Annotated in this window: 9 protein-coding genes; 8 read left to right on the top strand and 1 reads right to left on the bottom strand. The window is 61.5% G+C overall.

The features are described from left to right. Positions 1 to 525 precede the first annotated feature (525 nt). The 5 genes from wecB (at position 526) to ACT6QG_RS00585 (ending at position 11,926) form a co-directional block, all read left to right on the top strand. Positions 526 to 1,656: a non-hydrolyzing UDP-N-acetylglucosamine 2-epimerase gene (gene wecB, locus ACT6QG_RS00565; protein WP_444975667.1), complete on the top strand. Its 1,131-nt coding sequence runs from the start codon at positions 526 to 528 to the stop codon at positions 1,654 to 1,656. After that, on the top strand, positions 1,653 to 2,945 hold the full coding sequence (gene wecC / locus ACT6QG_RS00570) for a UDP-N-acetyl-D-mannosamine dehydrogenase (RefSeq protein ID WP_444975668.1): 1,293 nt from the start codon (positions 1,653 to 1,655) through the stop codon (positions 2,943 to 2,945). Before wecB ends, wecC begins: the two co-directional genes overlap by 4 nt. Positions 2,946 to 3,001: 56 nt before the next feature. Continuing rightward, positions 3,002 to 4,630 (top strand): CgeB family protein, encoded by a 1,629-nt coding sequence (locus ACT6QG_RS00575; RefSeq protein ID WP_444975669.1) that lies wholly within the window; start codon positions 3,002 to 3,004, stop codon positions 4,628 to 4,630. A gap of 643 nt (positions 4,631 to 5,273) precedes the next feature. Continuing rightward, positions 5,274 to 10,223, top strand: a complete 4,950-nt coding sequence (locus tag ACT6QG_RS00580) for an FkbM family methyltransferase (protein ID WP_444975670.1) — start codon at positions 5,274 to 5,276, stop codon at positions 10,221 to 10,223. Between the two features lie 98 nt (positions 10,224 to 10,321). Then, positions 10,322 to 11,926 carry a class I SAM-dependent methyltransferase gene (locus ACT6QG_RS00585; RefSeq protein ID WP_444975671.1) on the top strand — a complete coding sequence of 535 codons (1,605 nt, stop codon included), beginning with the start codon at positions 10,322 to 10,324 and terminating at the stop codon, positions 11,924 to 11,926. Positions 11,927 to 12,059: 133 nt separating this feature from the next. Here the strand turns inward: ACT6QG_RS00585 and ACT6QG_RS00590 are convergent, their stop codons facing one another. Next, positions 12,060 to 13,985, bottom strand: a complete 1,926-nt coding sequence (locus ACT6QG_RS00590) for a glycosyltransferase family protein (RefSeq protein ID WP_444975672.1) — start codon at positions 13,983 to 13,985, stop codon at positions 12,060 to 12,062. Positions 13,986 to 14,200: 215 nt separating this feature from the next. Between ACT6QG_RS00590 and pdxR the strand changes: the two genes are divergently transcribed. The 3 genes from pdxR (at position 14,201) to ACT6QG_RS00605 (ending at position 17,545) form a co-directional block, all read left to right on the top strand. Then, complete coding sequence (gene pdxR, locus ACT6QG_RS00595) at positions 14,201 to 15,691, top strand: MocR-like pyridoxine biosynthesis transcription factor PdxR (RefSeq protein ID WP_444975673.1); 1,491 nt, start codon at positions 14,201 to 14,203, stop codon at positions 15,689 to 15,691. 79 nt (positions 15,692 to 15,770) lie between these two features. Then, on the top strand, positions 15,771 to 16,091 hold the full coding sequence (locus ACT6QG_RS00600; RefSeq protein WP_444975674.1) for a putative quinol monooxygenase: 321 nt from the start codon (positions 15,771 to 15,773) through the stop codon (positions 16,089 to 16,091). Positions 16,092 to 16,249: 158 nt separating this feature from the next. Then, positions 16,250 to 17,545, top strand: coding sequence for a serine hydroxymethyltransferase (locus ACT6QG_RS00605; protein WP_444975691.1), 1,296 nt, complete (start codon positions 16,250 to 16,252; stop codon positions 17,543 to 17,545). Positions 17,546 to 17,548: the final 3 nt, after the last annotated feature.

Genomic DNA, 17,548 nt, shown 5'->3' on the forward strand with positions numbered 1-17,548 from the left:
ACCCTTCCCGAGAATACCGACAATCCCACACATAGGCCAAAGCTCCACCACTTGCCGGCCGCGCCTCAGGGGAATCAGGGCAGCAGCCTTTACCTTCTCTACCGGCAACACCTCCGACGGAGGAATCAATTCATCTTGCCGCGCCGCTGCCTGGCAGGCATCAGGGCGGGTTGAGGACAGACACCGTGCGCCCTGCAACTTTCGAGTTCTGCGGCGATGATTTTCAATTCGCCCTATTTCCCCGATTTTGTGTCAGGATTCAATAATATCCTGTTTAAGGCAGGCATCCTTCATCTGAATCGAATGCAATTTTTGATTGTGAAAACAAGAAAATACAATTTTCAATATATCGGCAGTGCAGTTTTACTCTGCTATTGGACCGCGGCGCTTAAGAATATGAACTTTTGCGGCCATTTCGAGTGAGGTGCGCCGGATATGTTCTGAAATCCTCCCGCTTCGGGGTGCGGAAGGTTTGAGACGGCGCGCGCGGAATGTTTCAGTCCATAGCCCGTGAAGATGCGTGACATGCGAATCCTGACAGTTTTCGGAACGCGACCAGAAGCCATCAAGATGGCGCCGCTCGTTCTCGGGCTTGCAGCCGATCCAAGGTTTCAGAGCCAGGTCTGCATCACCGCCCAACATCGCCAGATGCTTGATCAGGTGATTGATCTGTTTGGTATTTCTCCGGATTATGATCTGAATGTCATGACCTCCGGGCAGGACCTTTACGGCGTCACCACAGCCATTCTGAACGGCCTCAAGCCGGTGCTGGAGAGTGCCCGCCCGGACATGGTTCTGGTGCATGGCGATACGGCGACCACTCTGGCGGCAACACTGGCCTCCTATTATGCCCGCATTCCGGTGGGCCATGTCGAGGCCGGGTTGCGCACCGGAAATCTCTATTCGCCCTGGCCCGAAGAGGGGAGCCGCCGGGTCACCGGCGTTCTGGCGGCCCTGCATTTCGCGCCCACGGAAACATCCCGGCAGGCGCTGGTGCGTGAAAATGTGCCGGAAGAGAGCATCGTTGTCACCGGCAATACCGTGATCGACGCCCTTCTGAATGTGGTGGAGCGGATCCGCTCCGATGCCCCCTTCCGTGCGGGGATGGAGGAGCGCTTCAGCTTTCTGCGGGCCGGGCACCGCATGGTGCTGGTGACGGGTCATCGGCGGGAGAGCTTCGGCGGCGGTTTCGAGCGCATCTGTCAGGCGCTGCGCCGCATTTCCGAGCGCTTCCCGGATGTGGATGTGGTCTATCCCATGCATATGAACCCCAATGTGCGCGAGCCGGTGCAGCGCATTCTGGGCGGGGCGTCCAATATCCATCTGATCGAGCCGCAGGATTATCTGCCCTTCGTGTGGCTGATGAGCCGGGCGCATGTGATCGTCACGGATTCCGGGGGCGTTCAGGAAGAGGCGCCCTCCCTCGGCAAGCCGGTGCTGGTGATGCGCGAGACAACCGAGCGCCCGGAGGCCGTTTCGGCCGGTACGGTGCGGCTGGTGGGCACGGATACAGACAAGATCGTGGAATGGACCACCCGCCTGCTCACAGAGCAATCCGCCTATGACGAAATGAGCTACGCCCATAATCCCTATGGCGATGGCAAGGCGGTTTCCCGCATCCTCGATGCACTCATACAGTGGAAGACTGCCCGATGAATGCGCCTTTCAGCCCGCCTTTCGGTACGGTCTGCCTTGTGGGCCTGGGTTATATCGGCTTGCCCACGGCTGTCGTTTTCGCCCTGCGGGGGGTGAATGTTCTGGGGCTTGATGTGAACCAGAAGGCGGTTGATTCCATCAATCGCGGCGAGTCCCACATCGTCGAGCCCGGCCTTCAGGAGGCCTTGCAGCGCACGGTCGCCGCCGGCCATTTGCGGGCCACCACGACGCCGGAAGCCGCCGATGCCTTCCTGATTGCGGTGCCCACACCCTTCCTTGCCCGCGGCAATGGGCATGAGCCGGACATGCGCTTTGTCGAGGCCGCCAGCCGCTCCATCGCCCCGGTGCTGAAAAAGGGGGATCTGGTGGTTCTGGAATCCACCAGCCCTGTCGGCGCCACCGAGCAGATGGCGGAATGGCTGGCCGAGGAACGCCCGGACCTGACCTTTCCCCAGGCCCATGGGCCGGACTCCGATATCCGTGTCGCCCATTGCCCGGAGCGCATCCTGCCGGGCCATGCCCTGGTGGAGCTTGTCACCAATGATCGCATCATTGGCGGCATGACCGAGGCCTGTGCCAGCCGTGCCCGCCAGCTCTACAAGCTGGTGGTGGAGGGGGACTGCATCGAAACCACCAGCCGCACGGCGGAAATGGCGAAGCTGACGGAGAACAGCTTCCGTGATGTGAATATCGCCTTCGCCAATGAGCTCTCGCTGATCTGCGACCGGCTCGACATCAATGTGTGGGAGCTGATCCGTCTGGCCAACCGTCATCCGCGGGTGAATATCCTCCAGCCCGGTCCCGGTGTCGGCGGCCATTGCATTGCCGTTGATCCATGGTTCATCGTCAGTCAGGCGCCAGATGAGGCACGCATCATCCGCGCTGCCCGCGAGATCAATGATGGCAAGCCGGAATGGGTGCTGGCCAAGGTGCATCAGGCTGTGGCCGAGCATCTGGCCGAGACGGGCCGCGCGCCCCGCATCACCTGCTTCGGCCTGTCATTCAAGCCCAATATCGATGATCTGCGCGAAAGCCCGGCCTTGTCCATCACCCGCAAGCTGGCCGATTTCTATCCGGGGCAGGTGCGGGTCGTGGAGCCCTTCATCAAGGCGCTGCCGGAGGGGTTCGAGAGCAAGGCGGAGCTGATCGCGGAAAAGGGCGCGTTCGAGGATACGGACATTGCCGTTCTTCTGGTGGATCATGATGCCTTCAAGGTCACGCCGGTGCCGGTGGACGGGTCTGTCCGGCTTGTGGATACGCGGGGCCTGTGGGTGGGGCGTCCGCGCTGAAGGCACCGGCGCGCGTCCTGCATCTTCCATGCGGGGCGCGGGCTGGCAGAATGACGATGAGGAACGATTTCAGGCGCGCAAAAGCTCTGTTGCAGGCTGCCACCCTTCTTGAAGGGGCCGGGCGCAGCGCTTCCGCGGGTGCCCTGCGGCGGGGGCTGGAGCGTGAGCGTCTGCTTCTGGCTCTGGCCGCATGCCCCGTGAACCGGGATGCGCAGGGGAAAGAGCGCTCATCCCGCATCCGGGTCGCCACCATTCTGGATGCATTTTCCACCAACAGTTTCGCGGATTCCTTCCGCGGTACCGCCCTTTTGCCCGAGTGCTGGCAAAGCCAGTTCGAGGCGGAAAAGCCGCAGATATTCCTGTGTGAGTCCGCATGGACCGGGCCGGATACTGAAAGGCGCCACTGGAGCGGGCGGGTGCATGCCAGCAACCGTGTGGCGCATGAGAACAGGCAGATCCTGCTGGACATTCTGGCCTATTGTCGCCGGCAGGGCATTGTTTCCGTGTTCTGGAACAAGGAAGACCCGACCCATTATGGTGACAGGGCGCATGATTTCGTGAAGACCGCCACGGCTTTCGATCATGTCTTCACCACGGCGCAGGAGTGTGTGCCGGATTACAGGGCGGAATATGGGCTTGTACATGTGCATGCCTTGCCTTTCGCCACCAACCCCGCTCTCTTTTCCCCGGTCGAAATACAGGCGCGTACAGATGTCGTGACCTTTGCCGGAAGCTGGTATGCGCATCATGAGGCGCGCTCCATCGCCATGCACCACATGCTGGACAGTTTGCTCGCGGGCGGTTTCCGGCTGAAGATTTATGACCGCTTTCACGGGGCCACGGACCCCAAGCATATCTGGCCCGAAATCTATGCCCCCTATCTGCATCCGGCTGTTCCGCATGCCGAGATCTTCCGCATCTACAAGGCAGGGCGCTTCGGGCTCAATATCAATACGGTCACACAGTCCCGCACCATGTTTGCCCGCCGGGTGTTCGAGCTGATGTCATCGAACACGCTGGTGCTGTCCAATCACTCGGTGGGGATGGAGGAGATGTTCGGGCGCGATGTGGTATTCTGCGACCGGGAGCCGGGCCGACTGAAGGCATTGGGTGATGCCGAGATTGACGCCATGCGCGAGCGCAATCTCAATCTCGTCCTCTCACGTCATACATATCGGCATCGCTGGGAGCAGATCCTGAGCCTGATCGGCTTTCCCTTCCAGCCGGCGCGGGAGACGGTGACCATCGCCTGGCCCGTCCAGAACGGTGTGGATGCGCAGCGGGCGCGGGAGTGGTTCCGTCAGGAGGCGGATGCCGGCGGCGACAGGTTGCTGCTTGTGGCGCAGGATGGGATGCCGGCGCGCGATCTCGGGGCGCTCATGGACCTGCGCGCCGAAGGGCTGGATGTGACGCCTTTGCGGGATCTGGAACAGCAGAGCCATGGCGCACGGGCGGGCGGTATCGGGACGGACCATATTCTGCTGCAAGCCCCCGCCCATCTGCCTCCGGCCGGCTGGCTGGCCCGCGCCCGGCTGCACCTGCAATATGCCGGTAGCCATGTCATAGGCCCGGCCCCGGATGCGGGATCACGCTACCGTTTTATCCCTCAGTCCACCCACGGCCCGCTGCTCCTGCGCGCTGGCTTCGGGTTGGCTGGGCAGGAGGGACAGATGCTGGCCATCTGATGGATCTGGAAAGCGAAGGCTTCCGGGAAGGCATGCAATCCTGAATTGTGCGCGCTTGGGAGGAGCTTGGTTCAAGGTGGACCCATGTGGGGCGGAGATGTTCTCCTCGCCATTCTCTTTTTCCTGAATTCACAGGGTCTTGAGGGCGCCTTTCCTCTCGGGGGTGCAGGCCGGAGGGGATGGTTCCACCAGAAGATTGTGCAATCAATGGTTGATATTTCAGAGTTGAGGAATTGAAATCATCCACATTTCCGGCCCCATAGTGACCAAAAGATCAGCAAATCTCCCTTAAGTGAAAGTTTGTGGCCTGCGGAAAATGCGGGCAGGCTCTGTTTTTTGTAATCAGTTGGCGTAGCTCTACATCTTCACATGCCCGGAAGTGGTGCAGAATGGCGAGAATAGGGCATGATGAACTTTAAATGAATGCATTTTCCCCTTTTCGGAATGCCCCGGGTCTTGTATGGGCCTAGGGCGGTTTCATCTGCGCTGGCATCAGCTGCTGCAGCCCGCTGGCGCGTATATCGCGCGGGCAGGGGCAGGATGAATCCGTGACAGGTAGGGCCGATATTGTCCGCTCAGTCTCCGAGATCTCTTTCCACATGGCCTGAGACCATCTGAGCGGAATGGGAGATGGGCAGGGGCGATGAGCGAGAGCAAGCAGGTTCAGGCAGAAACGCCCGCAGGCCCGGATGAGGTCATGATTTCGGATCGTGGCCGGTCCTACCGCATCTTTCTGCCCGACAACGCCACGGACTATATCCAGAAAAAGATCCGCGAGACTGGTCTTCCCTATGAGCTGGACATGCTCAATGACATGGCCTCCCGCCTTTCCGCCGGGGATCTGGTTTTCGATGTCGGGGCCAATGTCGGCAATCACACGCTTTATCTGGCGGCCATCAGCGGGGTGCGGGTTTGGGCCTTCGAGCCGAATGCCCATCTGGCCGATGCCATTCGCCACAGCGCCCGCCTGAATGGTTTGCAGGACCAGGTTCAGGTCTTCACCAATGGAGTGGGCGAGGAGCCGGGCTGGGCGCGTTTCGATGCGGAGATCGTGGACAATCTGGGCAGCCAGAGCCTGTCCGTGGAAGGGGGCGATATTCCGGTCATCACGCTGGACAGGCTTGTGATCGATGCTCCCGTTAAAATGATCAAGATCGATGTCGAGGGCATGGAGATGGCCGTGCTGCGTGGTGCGCGCGCCCTCATCGCCCGGGACCAGCCGATCATCTATGCCGAGTGCCTGAAGGAAGCCGATTTCCGCCAGATCTCCACCCTGCTTGGGGAGCTGGGCTATCTGTTCTGGGATACATTCAATGCCAGCGCCACGCAGGTTTTCCTGCCGCGCGGCATGGTGACCCCGGAAATGCAGCTGCTTCAGCTGCGCGTGCGCGAGGCTATTGAATCCTACAGGAACGAGGCTGAGCTCAAGCAGGTCCGGGCGGATCTGCATAATGCCAATCTGAAATATCGCCGGGTCACCCAGCAGCTTGTGGAAGCGCGGCAGGCGCTTTCGGAAGCCACCCAGTCTGCCGTGCCGTTGCAGGAGCAGATCGAGGCCGCCCGTGGCGAAACACAGGCCGCGCAGGCGCGGATCGCGGAGCTGGAGGCTGAGAAAGCCAGCCTGCACGCCGCCTTTCAGGATCATGATCTCACACAGCAGGAGCTGGTGCGGCAGGTCTCTAAAAGCCGGCAGGATGCGCGCGACAGCTTTCAGGTCGCCCGAAACCTGAAGGTGGAGCTGGAGGCCGCACGTGTCCGGAACGCGACGCAAGCCGGGCAGGTCGCGGCTCTGGAAGAGGAGAAGGCCCGCCTGCATGACGCGCTGAAACAGGCCAGGCAGGAAAGCGCCCTCAACGGGCAGCATCATGCCCGGGCAGCGCATGAGCTGGAGCTGGAGCTTGCGCGCGCCAAGGCCCAGATCGACACATTGCGCGCTGATGTTCAGGACCTCAAGACGCGCCTGCATCATCAGATTGCCGGGGCGGCCGCACCGGGAGAGGATAGGCCGTTGCAGCTCATGTCGGGGGGCGCATCACAGCCGGCCCGGGGGCATGGCCGGATTGATCCCGGTTTCCTTGCCGGCTGGGCGCTGGCTCTTCCCCTGCCGGCGGAAGACATCGCCCATGCCTGGCTCGGGCTGGCCTCCAGGCTTCAGCAGGAGCGGCCGGAACAGGCGCTGGCCCTGTTGCGCGTGGTGCACCAGCTTCATGCCGACCATGCCATCGCCCGCGCTCTTGGCTTTGCCCTGATCAATGCCGGGGAAAGCGCCGAGGCGCTTTCCATTCTGCCCGCGACGATTGACGAGCTGAATCTCTCCTCCTGGGAGCGTCGGGCTCTCGCACTTGCCCGGCGGACGGCGCAGGAAGGTGATGGGGCCGCATGCATGGCGCGGGCGGTGCGCAGCAATTTGCGGGTAGCGGCCATCATGGACGAGTTCACCGCCGCAAGCTATGCGCCTGAATGCCATCTCCAGCAGCTCTCGGTCGCCAGCTGGAAGGCCGAGCTGGAGAGCTTCAAGCCACAGCTTCTGCTCATTGAATCCGCATGGCGCGGGCTGAATGAGGAGTGGGGTGCCAAGGTTGGGCATCTGAGCGTGGAGGTCCAGGGCATCTTGAGCTGGTGCCGGGCGCGCAATGTGCCGACAGCTTTCTGGAACAAGGAAGACCCGGTCCATTTCGAGACCTTCCTGAATACCGCGGAGAAGTTCGACCTGATCTTCACCACGGATATTGACTGCATCTCCCGTTACAAGGCGGCGCTGGGGCATGACAATGTGTATCTGCTGCCCTTCGCCTGCCAGCCGGAAGTGAACAACCCGATTGAGCTTTATGAGCGCAAGGATGCCTTCTGCTTCGCGGGCGCCTATTATGTGCGCTACCCGGACCGGACGCGCGATCTGGATGATTTTGTCGAGAATCTGCCCCTCTATCGTCCGATCGAGATCTTTGACCGGAATTTCGGCAAGGATCATCCGGATTACATGTTCCCGGAGATCTATCACCCGTTCATTGTCGGCACGTTGCCCCATACCGAGATCGACAAGGCCTACAAGGGCTACAGATTCGGCATCAATCTGAATTCCGTGAAGCATTCGCAGAGCATGTATGCGCGGCGGGTGTATGAGCTGCTGGCGTCCAATACGCGGGTGGTCAGCAATTATTCATGGGGCCTGCGCCTGATGTTCGGTGATCTGGTGGTCACGACGGACAGCGGCGCGGAGGCGGTGCGCAGGATCCGTGAGCAGGACAGCTCCGGCCATGCCGATCGCATTCGCCTGCAGGGTCTGCGCAAGGTTCTTTCCGAACATACCTATAGCCACCGCCTCGCCTATGTGGCCCGCAAGGCCGGTATCGAGATGGCGGACCCGTCCATCCTGCCGGGTGTGGTGGTGCTGGCGCATGCCCATGACAAGGCGGAGCTGGATGCGCTGCTGGCTCATATCAGCCGGCAGGCCCTGCCCATCGCACGTGTCGTGCTGGTGGTGCCGGAGGGAACGGACCCGCGCGACGTCGCCCTGCCGCTGGATGTCCGGGTCATCACCGAGGGGCGGGCGGCCACATTCAGGCTGGGAGATCTGGTGGGGCCGGACGAGTGGCTGGCCGGCTTTGTTGCTGCCGATCATTATGGCGCGCATTATCTGGACGATCTGGTGCTGGCGACGCGCTACAGCGATGCCAGCGTTTTTGGAAAGAGCGCCTGTTACCGCGCCGGCAATGGTGCTGTGGACTATGTCGATGGACAGGTGTATCGCCCCGTCACCCGCCTGCCTGCCCGCCGCGCGCTGATCCGTGGAGAGCTCGCGCTCGCCGCGCGTCTCGACCAGTGGCTGAACGAACTGCCTTCTGCGGATGTGAGCGCCGGGAAGCAGCTGGCTCTCGATCCCTTCAATTATTGCGAGAATGGCGCGGCCGGTGAGGTTGCGACGGCGATCGTCAGCGCGCAGGTGGATGATCTGCCGGAGCTGAACTGCGGTATTGCTGCGGCTGATCTCATCGCCCGTGCCGAAGCAATGGCGCCCTCCGGGACGGTGGAGATCACTGATCCGGTGATTACGGGTGCCGAACTGTTCGCGGATATTCCGCCCACCTCCACCCGGAAGGTGGAGTGGAGCTGTGAGCAGGGAGACTGCATCGTCACCAGCGCGCTGGGTGAGGAAGATCACCATTATTTCTACGAGAAACAGGGCCGCCCCCTGGCCCAGCTCCTGAATGGCGCGGATCTGAAAGTGCATGGCCATGTCGGGACAGGCCTGAATGTTCTGCTGGTCGCGGTGTTCCACGATCGGAACATGAACAAGATCTCCCATCAGATCATGGCGCCAAATCGCAGCTACACCCTTGATCCGCCTGATGGCACGGAGTTTGTCCGCTTCGGTGTCCGCTTTCGCGGGCCGGGAAGCTGCCGGGTACATGGTCTCATTCTGGGCGAATATCATCCGGCCCCGCGCGAGATCATCGCCCGCTCGCGCATTCTGGTGCTCACAAACCACTATCCCTCATATGAGGATCTCTACAGGAACGGCTTCGTCCACAGCAGGATGAAGGCCTATCAGGAGCTGGGCGGCGTGAAGCCGGACCTGTTCCGCCTGAAGGGGGACCATGGGACGCTGGCCCATGAGTTCCAGAATATCGACTGCATGACAGGCTCCGCCGAGCAGCTCGACCGGATGCTGGCGGATGGTCATTATGACCATGTGCTGGTCCATTTTCTGGATGAGGCCATGTGGAAGGTGCTCTCGCGCCACATCGACCGTCTGCGTGTCACCGTATGGGTGCATGGAGCGGAAGTGCAGCCCTGGTGGCGGCGCAGCTATAATTACACCAGCGAAGAAGAGCTGGAGAAGGCCAGGCTTGCCAGCGACAAGCGCCTTGCCTTCTGGCGCAGCCTGTTTGCCCCGCTGCCCGCCAATCTCGATTTCGTGTTTGTCTCCGAATATTTTGCAAGCGAGGTGTTCGAGGATCTCCAGGTCCGCTTCCCGGCCGAGCAGTGCAGGATCATTCACAACCCCATTGATGATGAGCTCTTTGCCTACCAGGAAAAGTCAGCTGACCTGCGGGGCAAGATCCTTTCGATCCGCCCGTTCGCATCGCCAAAATATGCCAATGACCTGTCTGTCAAAGCCATACTCGAACTTCAGAAACATGATTTCTTTCCCGATCTGGAATTCTGCATCATTGGTCGTGGCCCCCTGTTCGAGGAGGTGACCGCACCTCTGGCCGGCTTGCCGAATGTGATCTGTGACAACCGCTTTCTCAGCCATGCCGAAATCGCCGAGATACAGAAAGGCTACGGGGTTTTCCTCAACCCCACGCGCTGGGACAGCCATGGCGTCTCGCGTGATGAGGCAATGAGTTCAGGGCTTGTTCCGGTGACATCGCGAGTCGCGGCCATCCCGGAATTCGTCGATGAAACATGCGGCTATCTGGCTGATCCTGAAGATGCGGGCGGGCTGGCGGCGGCCATTGTCGAGATGTGGCAGAACCCGGACATCTTCCAGCGCAAGTCGAGAGCGGCAGCGGAGCGTGTGCGCCGCCAAAGCGGCAAGCGCAAGATCATCGAGGCTGAGCTGGCTGTCCTGAAAGCGGGCGGCTAGGCCCTTGGCATGCATATGTTTCCAGACCCGACAGACGATCAGCAGGCAGGTGCCGCACCACGGGTGCGTTTCTGCTTCAGAAGTGTAGGAGCAATGGGATGACCCACAACGAAACAGCGCGCCATGCGGCTGATCTGGTCCTGCGGGCAGGCAGCGTGACACGGCGCGATGCCTCCAGCGAGGCCGTATTCGACAAGGCGGCCCAGGACCTGCGCATTCCGCTCTCCAGCCAGGCGATCTATTGGCGTCCCCGCCACATGGAGAGCTCGCCGCTCCTGGCGCAGATTCCCTTTCTTTTCTGGCTGATGGAGTCCATTCGCCCGACATCGGTGGTGCAGATCGGGACCGCAGATGGCGTGGTCTATCTTTCCCTTTGTCAGGCGATCGAGCGGCTGAACCTGCACGCATCCTGCCTGGGGCTGGAGCTTCGGGAGGGCCAGCTTCATGAGGGGCTGCGCCAGCAGCATGATGCCCAATATACGGATTTCTCCATCCTTCTGCGTGATGCGCTGGAGGCTGGCATCCATTATGTGCATGACACGATTGACCTTCTCGTGCTGCATGATGCGCTGGATGATGCGGGCATGGACAGGCTGGTGGATGAGTGGCTGCCGCTGCTGTCTGATCGCGCCGTCATCCTCATCTGTGAGCCGGGGCAGATCCTGCTCAATGAGCGCCTGAGGCAGGCGCTGGATTCAAAGCCGGGGCAGAGTGTCATCACCGGGCCGGTCTCTCTGGGCGGTTCGCGGCTGGATGTCATCCTGCATGGAAACAACCAGCCAGAGCGTCTTCAGGCTCTGGCCTCCCTGCGGCAGGGCCATCCGGCCTATCTGGCCGCCCGCATGGTGTTCAACCGCCTCGGGCAGGGGCTGGAGGAGATGCAGCGCGCTCGCGACGTGCAGAAGCAGCGGGATCTGGCGCTCTCATCCCTTCAGGAAAAGGAGCGCGAGATTGATGCGCGCCGGCTTGAGCTGGACAATCTGAAGAAGGGCTTGCAGGATTTCGAGGCCGCCCAGACCGCCGCCCGCGAAGAGCGTGCCGCGCTCCAGAAGGAGGCGGCGCGGCTGGAGCTGGTCTTGTCGGACAAGAACCAGGAAAGCGAAAACCTGCATCATCAGGTGAGAAGCCTTCAGCTTCGCCTTGAAAAATCCGAGATCGCCTATAATGCCGCGCTGGCGAAGGTCGAGGCGCTGGAGGCGCACAAGATCAAGCGTGCGCAGGCTGCGCCCGTCGCTGAAAAGCCCGCCGAGGCCCAGAAGGCGAATGAGGAATATGCCCGTCTGAAAACGGAGGCGGAAAGCCTTCGTCTTGTCCGGGACAAGGAGCTGGCAGCGGCGAAGGAAGAGGCCCAGCAGCGTCTGGATGACATTGCGGTCTTGACGGAGCAGTTCAACCGGGAGCTTCAGGAGCGCAATGCCGCGATTGACCGCATGCGCAAGAACATGGCGGTGAATCTGGAAAACGAGATTGCCCGTGAGGTCGGCCGGGTTGTGAGCGCCCTGTTCAGTGAAGCGAACAAGGGGATGTGGCGACGGGGCGTATCCACCGCCGATCATGTCAGGCTGCTGGTTGAAAACAGGATTGTCGATCCGGACTGGTATCGGACATATCATGCCGATGTTGCCGCCTCGGGCATGGACCCGGCCTTGCATTATCTGATGTATGGTGCGGCGGAGGGGCGCCCGGCGCGCAAGGTGAAGTGAGAGGCACTTCACCTGAAGGCGGGGCCGATGAGGCCAAGAAGAACAGGCCGGGCGGAGATGCCGGGCCTGTCCGCCCGGTCATCTCCCATTCTTTTGCGCCTGGTAGACTGGCAGGTCAGGCCTGACGGGATGGCTACACCACCCAGTCCCCCATATCGGCGCGCGTGCCGATATGTTTTCCGGTCTTCTCGAACATGTCGTCATCGGCAGCCCATGTATGGTGGGACGTGTCCGCAGACCTGTACTGGATATGATTGAAGTGGTCGGCGGAATAGATGACGCCGCCGGTCGCCTGGATTCTCTTGATGAGGTCTGTATCCTCACCCTGGCTGCGATCGGCAAAGGGCAGGCTCAGCAGCAGCGACTTGCGCGCCACGAGTGTGCCCCCGGCCACAAAGGGCACATCCCTTTTATGTTCATGGCCGGGATTGCGCAGAAACAGTTTGTCCCGGCTTTCAAGCCAGACGGGGAAGGTCCATTTTCCACACAGGTCCGCGCCTGAGAACTCGAAACTCAGCATCATGTCCTGGAGATAGTTCGGGAAATACCAGTCATCATCATCGAACTTGGCGATGAACGTGCCTGTTGAGGCCTGAATCGCGGCATTCAGCTTGGTGCCGAGGGTCACTGTTTCAGGGAAGGTCATGATCTTGATCGACTTGATGTTGCCGGATTCCGCAATCCGCTTTTCAAGCGCGTTGATCTTTTCGGCAGGCCAGTTGTCACGCAGCGCGAAAATCACCTCGATGCGCGGATAGACCTGCCGCGCGATATTCTCCACGATCCTGTCCAGAAAGGTCCAGCGTTTGGTGGACATGACGATGGTCACAAGCGGTGGCTCATGCCGGGTTTTTTGCCCCAGAGCCGTTGCGCGGATCAGCGCCGCGCGGTGCTTGTACTGGTGCCTGAGGGCGATTTCCCGGATGCCTTTCTGGCTGGTTTTCCACCAGTGCCGGTCATCTGTCAGCAGGCGGTGCACGGCGTCACGGGCGCTTGCGGCATCGCTGGCCATGGGCACAATGCCGCTGAACTGCTCTTCCAGCGCGCGTGAGGGCGCGGAAACGACAGGCGTGCCGCTGGCCAGCAGCTCATAAACCCGCCGCGACATCATGGTCGGGGAGGTGGTGATGGTATTGACGTTCAGGAAAACCCGGAACCGCCGATACAGGTCATTCATCTCCTGAAAGCTGACGGCCGGGCGAATGAAGGGGCGGAACCGCTCGGGAAAATGGTAGCGGGGATTGTCATGCACCGACATGCGATCATAGATCGCGCCTTTCGCGTCGAGGATTGGCTCCAGCATGTAGTTCATCTGCCGGGCGCGCTCCTCATGCCCCTCGGAATAGTATGAACCGGCAAAGCACAGGTCTTCCTGCGGCTCGCGCACCCGCCCCACGGGATTGGTGATGGAAAGGTTCGCGGCGAAGGGCATTGCGGTGACGCTGATGGCATCGGTGTGTTCGCGATACCGGGGTACCATTTCTGAATCCGTGGTGAAGATATGGTCCGCATATTTCATCACGGGGAGAAACTTGTCGTAGTGGAGAGGGTCTTCCTTGTTGATGATGACGATGGGTGTGTCGCAGGTCTCGCGCAAGCGCTTCAGAGCGGCGACAAGGGCCTGGGCATTGGGGTGGGTGAGGCCGGGGGATGTGAAGGCGTAGATCCAGTCATCTCCATGCCCGCGCCATGCGCTTTCCATCAGGACAAGATCATAATCGCCGGCTGAAATCTGCTCATCCGCCGTGGCGCGCACAAGGCGGGTGCAGTCAAAATCCGTGGACCAGTTGAGAGCGCTGATCTCATCCAGAATGGTCAGGCATCGGGGAAGGCCGGAGGTGATCTCGCCCGCCCGCGCCCAGACGCTGGCGCCGGGTGGCTGGCCCTCATGCCGGGTTGTGCGCCACAGGGCATGGAGCCGGCGCAGCGTTGGAAGATCGACCCGATGCTCCTTCCGGGCATCCATCAAGGCACGGGCCGAACCGGCGCGCCCCGCATCATTCAGCATTTCCGCAGCTTGCAGAAGGGCGCGTATTCTCACATCGGCATTCATCGTCATGCTGTCACGGTAGACAATTTTTGCGATCCCTCCAACCACCCGTACCATCGCTTGCCGGGGGATATGCCATGCGGGCGCTGGAGGCCGTCTCCGGGGCTGGCGCGGCTGCATGCGGAGATCCGGTGAAGTTGCGGCACAGGCATGGACAGGCTCTTGCTCCTGCCCGATAACTGGCCGGATCATCCAGCCTGGTGATGAGGAGAGGGGCAGGCCAATTGTTCCGGCATTCCCAACTTGAAACGGTGCAGGCGTGGCTTGCGCATCCGGCCCATGCGGCCATGCCCCTGCATGCGCGGATACAGCGGGCGATCCGGCAGCTGATCCTTGATGGTGCGCTGGGGCCGGGCAAGCCCCTGCCGGCCACACGCGGCCTTGCCCAGTCTCTGGGCGTTTCGCGTGATACGGTCGAGGCCGCCTATGCGCAGCTCCATGCCGAAGGTTTCATCGACAGACGAGTGGGCAGCGGCAGTTTCGTGGCCCGGATGGGGGAGTTTACCGCGGGCTATCGACGGCCGACCCGTGAGGCCCTCCGGCGCAATCAGGCGCCCAATTTGAGCCGGCGCGGGAATGCCATGTTCCACAGCGGTGGCGTGCGCGAAATGCTCCAGCCCCGGCCATTTGCGCATGGCGTGCCCGAAACGCGCGCCTTTCCGCTCCAGCTCTGGGAGCGGCTGGAGCGACAGGTGCTGCGGGAGGCCGGGACACAGGCGCTGCATCATGGAGACCCGCAGGGCCTTGAGGCGCTGCGCCACGCCATTGCCGATTATGTGAATCTCCAGCGCGGCGCGCGGGCCACGGCGGAGCGGGTGCTGGTGCTGACCAGTTCACAGCAGGCGATGACGCTCTGCGCCAACATGCTGCTGGACCCCGGAGAGCGGATCTTCATCGAGGAGCCGGTCTATTATGGTGCGCGCAAGGCGTTTGACGCCGCCGGCCTTGAATGTGTGCCGGTGGATGTGGACCGGCAGGGCATCATGGCCCAGAAGATCATTGATGATCCCACGGGTGCAAAGGCGGTGTTCCTCACCCCCTCGCACCAGTTTCCAACCGGAGCGACACTGGCGCTGGATCGCCGCCTGGCGCTGATCGACTGGGCCTCGCGGCATCATGCCTGGATCATCGAGGACGATTATGACAGCGAGTTCCACTATGCCGGCAAGCCCACGGCCTGCGTGCAGGGGCTGGATGCGCATGACCGGACGATCTATATCGGCACCTTCACGAAGTCTCTCTTTCCGGGTCTGCGGATCGGCTATGTCGTGCTGCCGCCGCAACTGGTGAAGCCCATGACGGTGGCGCGCACGCTGCTGGACGGGCATACCGCATCCATCGCCCAGCTCACGCTGGCGCGGTTCATGGAAGGGGGGCATTTCGGGGCGCATATCCGGACCATGCGCGGCATCTATGCCGAGCGGCTGGAGATATTGGCCGGTCTGGTCCGCAGGCATCTTTCCGGCCTTGTGGAGCCGCAGGTGCCCATAGGCGGCCTGCAAATGCCCTGCCTGCTGACCGGTGATATCCCCGAACAGGAGGCGGTTCTGGCCGCGCGCCGGGTGGGCATCGAGATGCTCGGCCTTTCGAGCCTTCATGCCACAGGAAAGGCGCAGGCCGGCTTCCTCATGGGCTTTGCCGCCTATACGCCGGAAGAGCTGGAGGCTGCGGTGCTGAAGCTGGCCGGCGCGCTGAAGGCGGTGCGGCGCAGCTGAGCGGATAAAACGGTTGCAGCGACACTGAATATGGAACATACAGTGAACATAATCTCGAAACCCGAGGGGCAGGAAGGACATGCTGAAAGTCATCGCGGAGGATTTCATGCGCCTCGATGCCCTGGAGACGGTGCGCCCGCTCTATCGCGAGCTTGTCGCGCACACACGCCTGGAGCCTCTGTGCATCTCCTATGATCTTTTCATCGACCGGAAAGATCCGGGCCATTTCATCTTCATCGAGGAATGGCCGGACCGGGCCGCGCTGGATGCCCACTGCGCCAGCGCGCATTTCAGGCGTCTGGTCCCGCTCATCAATGCCCATCAGCGTCAGGAAGGGGCCTTCATCCTGATGGACGCTTTCGCGCAGGAGGTTGGTCTCTCGCCGGGCAGGGCAGGCTGAATTGGTCTGGTCATGGCTTTCATAATGGCAGGGATCATCCAGCCGATTTCCTGTTAGGGACAGGAAGCTGCCGGTGCCTGATGCCCCGTGCACATCTCATTCCTGCCGGGCCTTGAAGGAGACCTGCGATGACAGCATGCACAGCCGCCCCGCTCAAAATGTCCCTTGCCGAAGGCAGCATCGGGCGCACCTCCCTTGCCGGGCGTGATGATGCCGTGTTTGCAGCCATTGTCCGCGAACAGGAACGCCAGAGCACCTGTATCGAGCTGATCGCCTCCGAGAATTTCGTCAGCCCGGCGGTGATGGAGGCACAGGGCTCTGTGCTCACCAACAAATATGCCGAGGGCTATCCGCACCGGCGCTATTATGGCGGCTGCGCCAATGTCGATGTCATCGAGGATCTGGCGATCTCGCGGCTCAACCAGCTTTTTGGCAGCACTTATGCGAATGTGCAGCCGCATTCGGGAAGCCAGGCCAACCAGTCCGTCTTTCTCGGGCTGCTGACGCCGGGAGATACCATACTGGGCCTTGATCTGAAGGCGGGCGGCCATCTCACCCACGGGGCGGCGGTCAACATGTCGGGCCGGTGGTTCAATGTGGTCAGCTATGGGGTCGATCCGCACAGCCATCTGATCGATATGGAACAGGTGGCCGAAATGGCGCGCCTGCACCGCCCCAAACTGCTGATTGCCGGCGGGTCAGCCTATCCGCGCACGCTGGATTTCGCCCGTTTCCGCCAGATCGCCGATGAGGTTGGCGCGATCCTGCTGGTCGATATGGCCCATTTTGCCGGGCTTGTCGCGGGCGGGGTCTATCCCTCGCCGGTGCCCTTCGCCCATGTCGTCACCTCGACCACGCACAAGACCCTGCGCGGGCCACGCGGTGGTTTCGTGCTCACCAATGATGAGGGCATTGCGAAGAAGATCAATTCCGCAATCTTTCCCGGCCTGCAGGGCGGCCCGCTCATGCATGTGGTCGCGGGTAAGGCCGTGGCGTTCGGCGAGGCGCTTGACCCCTCCTTCAGGACCTATTCACGACGCGTTGTCGAGAATTGCCGCATTCTGGCGCAGGCGCTGATGGATGGCGGGCTGGCGATCACCACCGGGGGCACGGATTGCCATCTGGCGGTGGTGGATCTGCGCCCGCTTGGCGTCACCGGCAATATTGCCGAAAAGGCGCTGGAGTCCGTTGGCATCACGCTCAACAAGAATGCCATTCCTCATGATCCGGAAAAGCCCATGGTGACATCCGGCATAAGGGTGGGCAGTGCGGCAGGCACATCCCGCGGCTTCGGTCCGGATGAATACAGGCAGATCGCGGCCCTGATGCTCGAAACGCTCCATGCTGTCCGCAAGGACACGCTGGATACCGCGCGCGGCGGGATTCTTGCCGCGGTGCAGGAGCTCAGCGCCCGCTTTCCCCTGCCTTATTATGACCACCACGTGCGAGAGTGACAT

The organism is Haloleucobacter ellipsoideus, from assembly GCF_052491725.1.

Coding starts and splice junctions, on each gene's coding strand:
- wecB (WP_444975667.1), top strand. CDS start 526: ATGCGAATCCTGACAGTTTTCGGAACGCGACCAGAAGCCATCAAGATG.
- wecC (WP_444975668.1), top strand. CDS start 1,653: ATGAATGCGCCTTTCAGCCCGCCTTTCGGTACGGTCTGCCTTGTGGGC.
- ACT6QG_RS00575 (WP_444975669.1), top strand. CDS start 3,002: ATGAGGAACGATTTCAGGCGCGCAAAAGCTCTGTTGCAGGCTGCCACC.
- ACT6QG_RS00580 (WP_444975670.1), top strand. CDS start 5,274: ATGAGCGAGAGCAAGCAGGTTCAGGCAGAAACGCCCGCAGGCCCGGAT.
- ACT6QG_RS00585 (WP_444975671.1), top strand. CDS start 10,322: ATGACCCACAACGAAACAGCGCGCCATGCGGCTGATCTGGTCCTGCGG.
- ACT6QG_RS00590 (WP_444975672.1), bottom strand. CDS start 13,985: ATGACGATGAATGCCGATGTGAGAATACGCGCCCTTCTGCAAGCTGCG.
- ACT6QG_RS00600 (WP_444975674.1), top strand. CDS start 15,771: ATGCTGAAAGTCATCGCGGAGGATTTCATGCGCCTCGATGCCCTGGAG.
- ACT6QG_RS00605 (WP_444975691.1), top strand. CDS start 16,250: ATGTCCCTTGCCGAAGGCAGCATCGGGCGCACCTCCCTTGCCGGGCGT.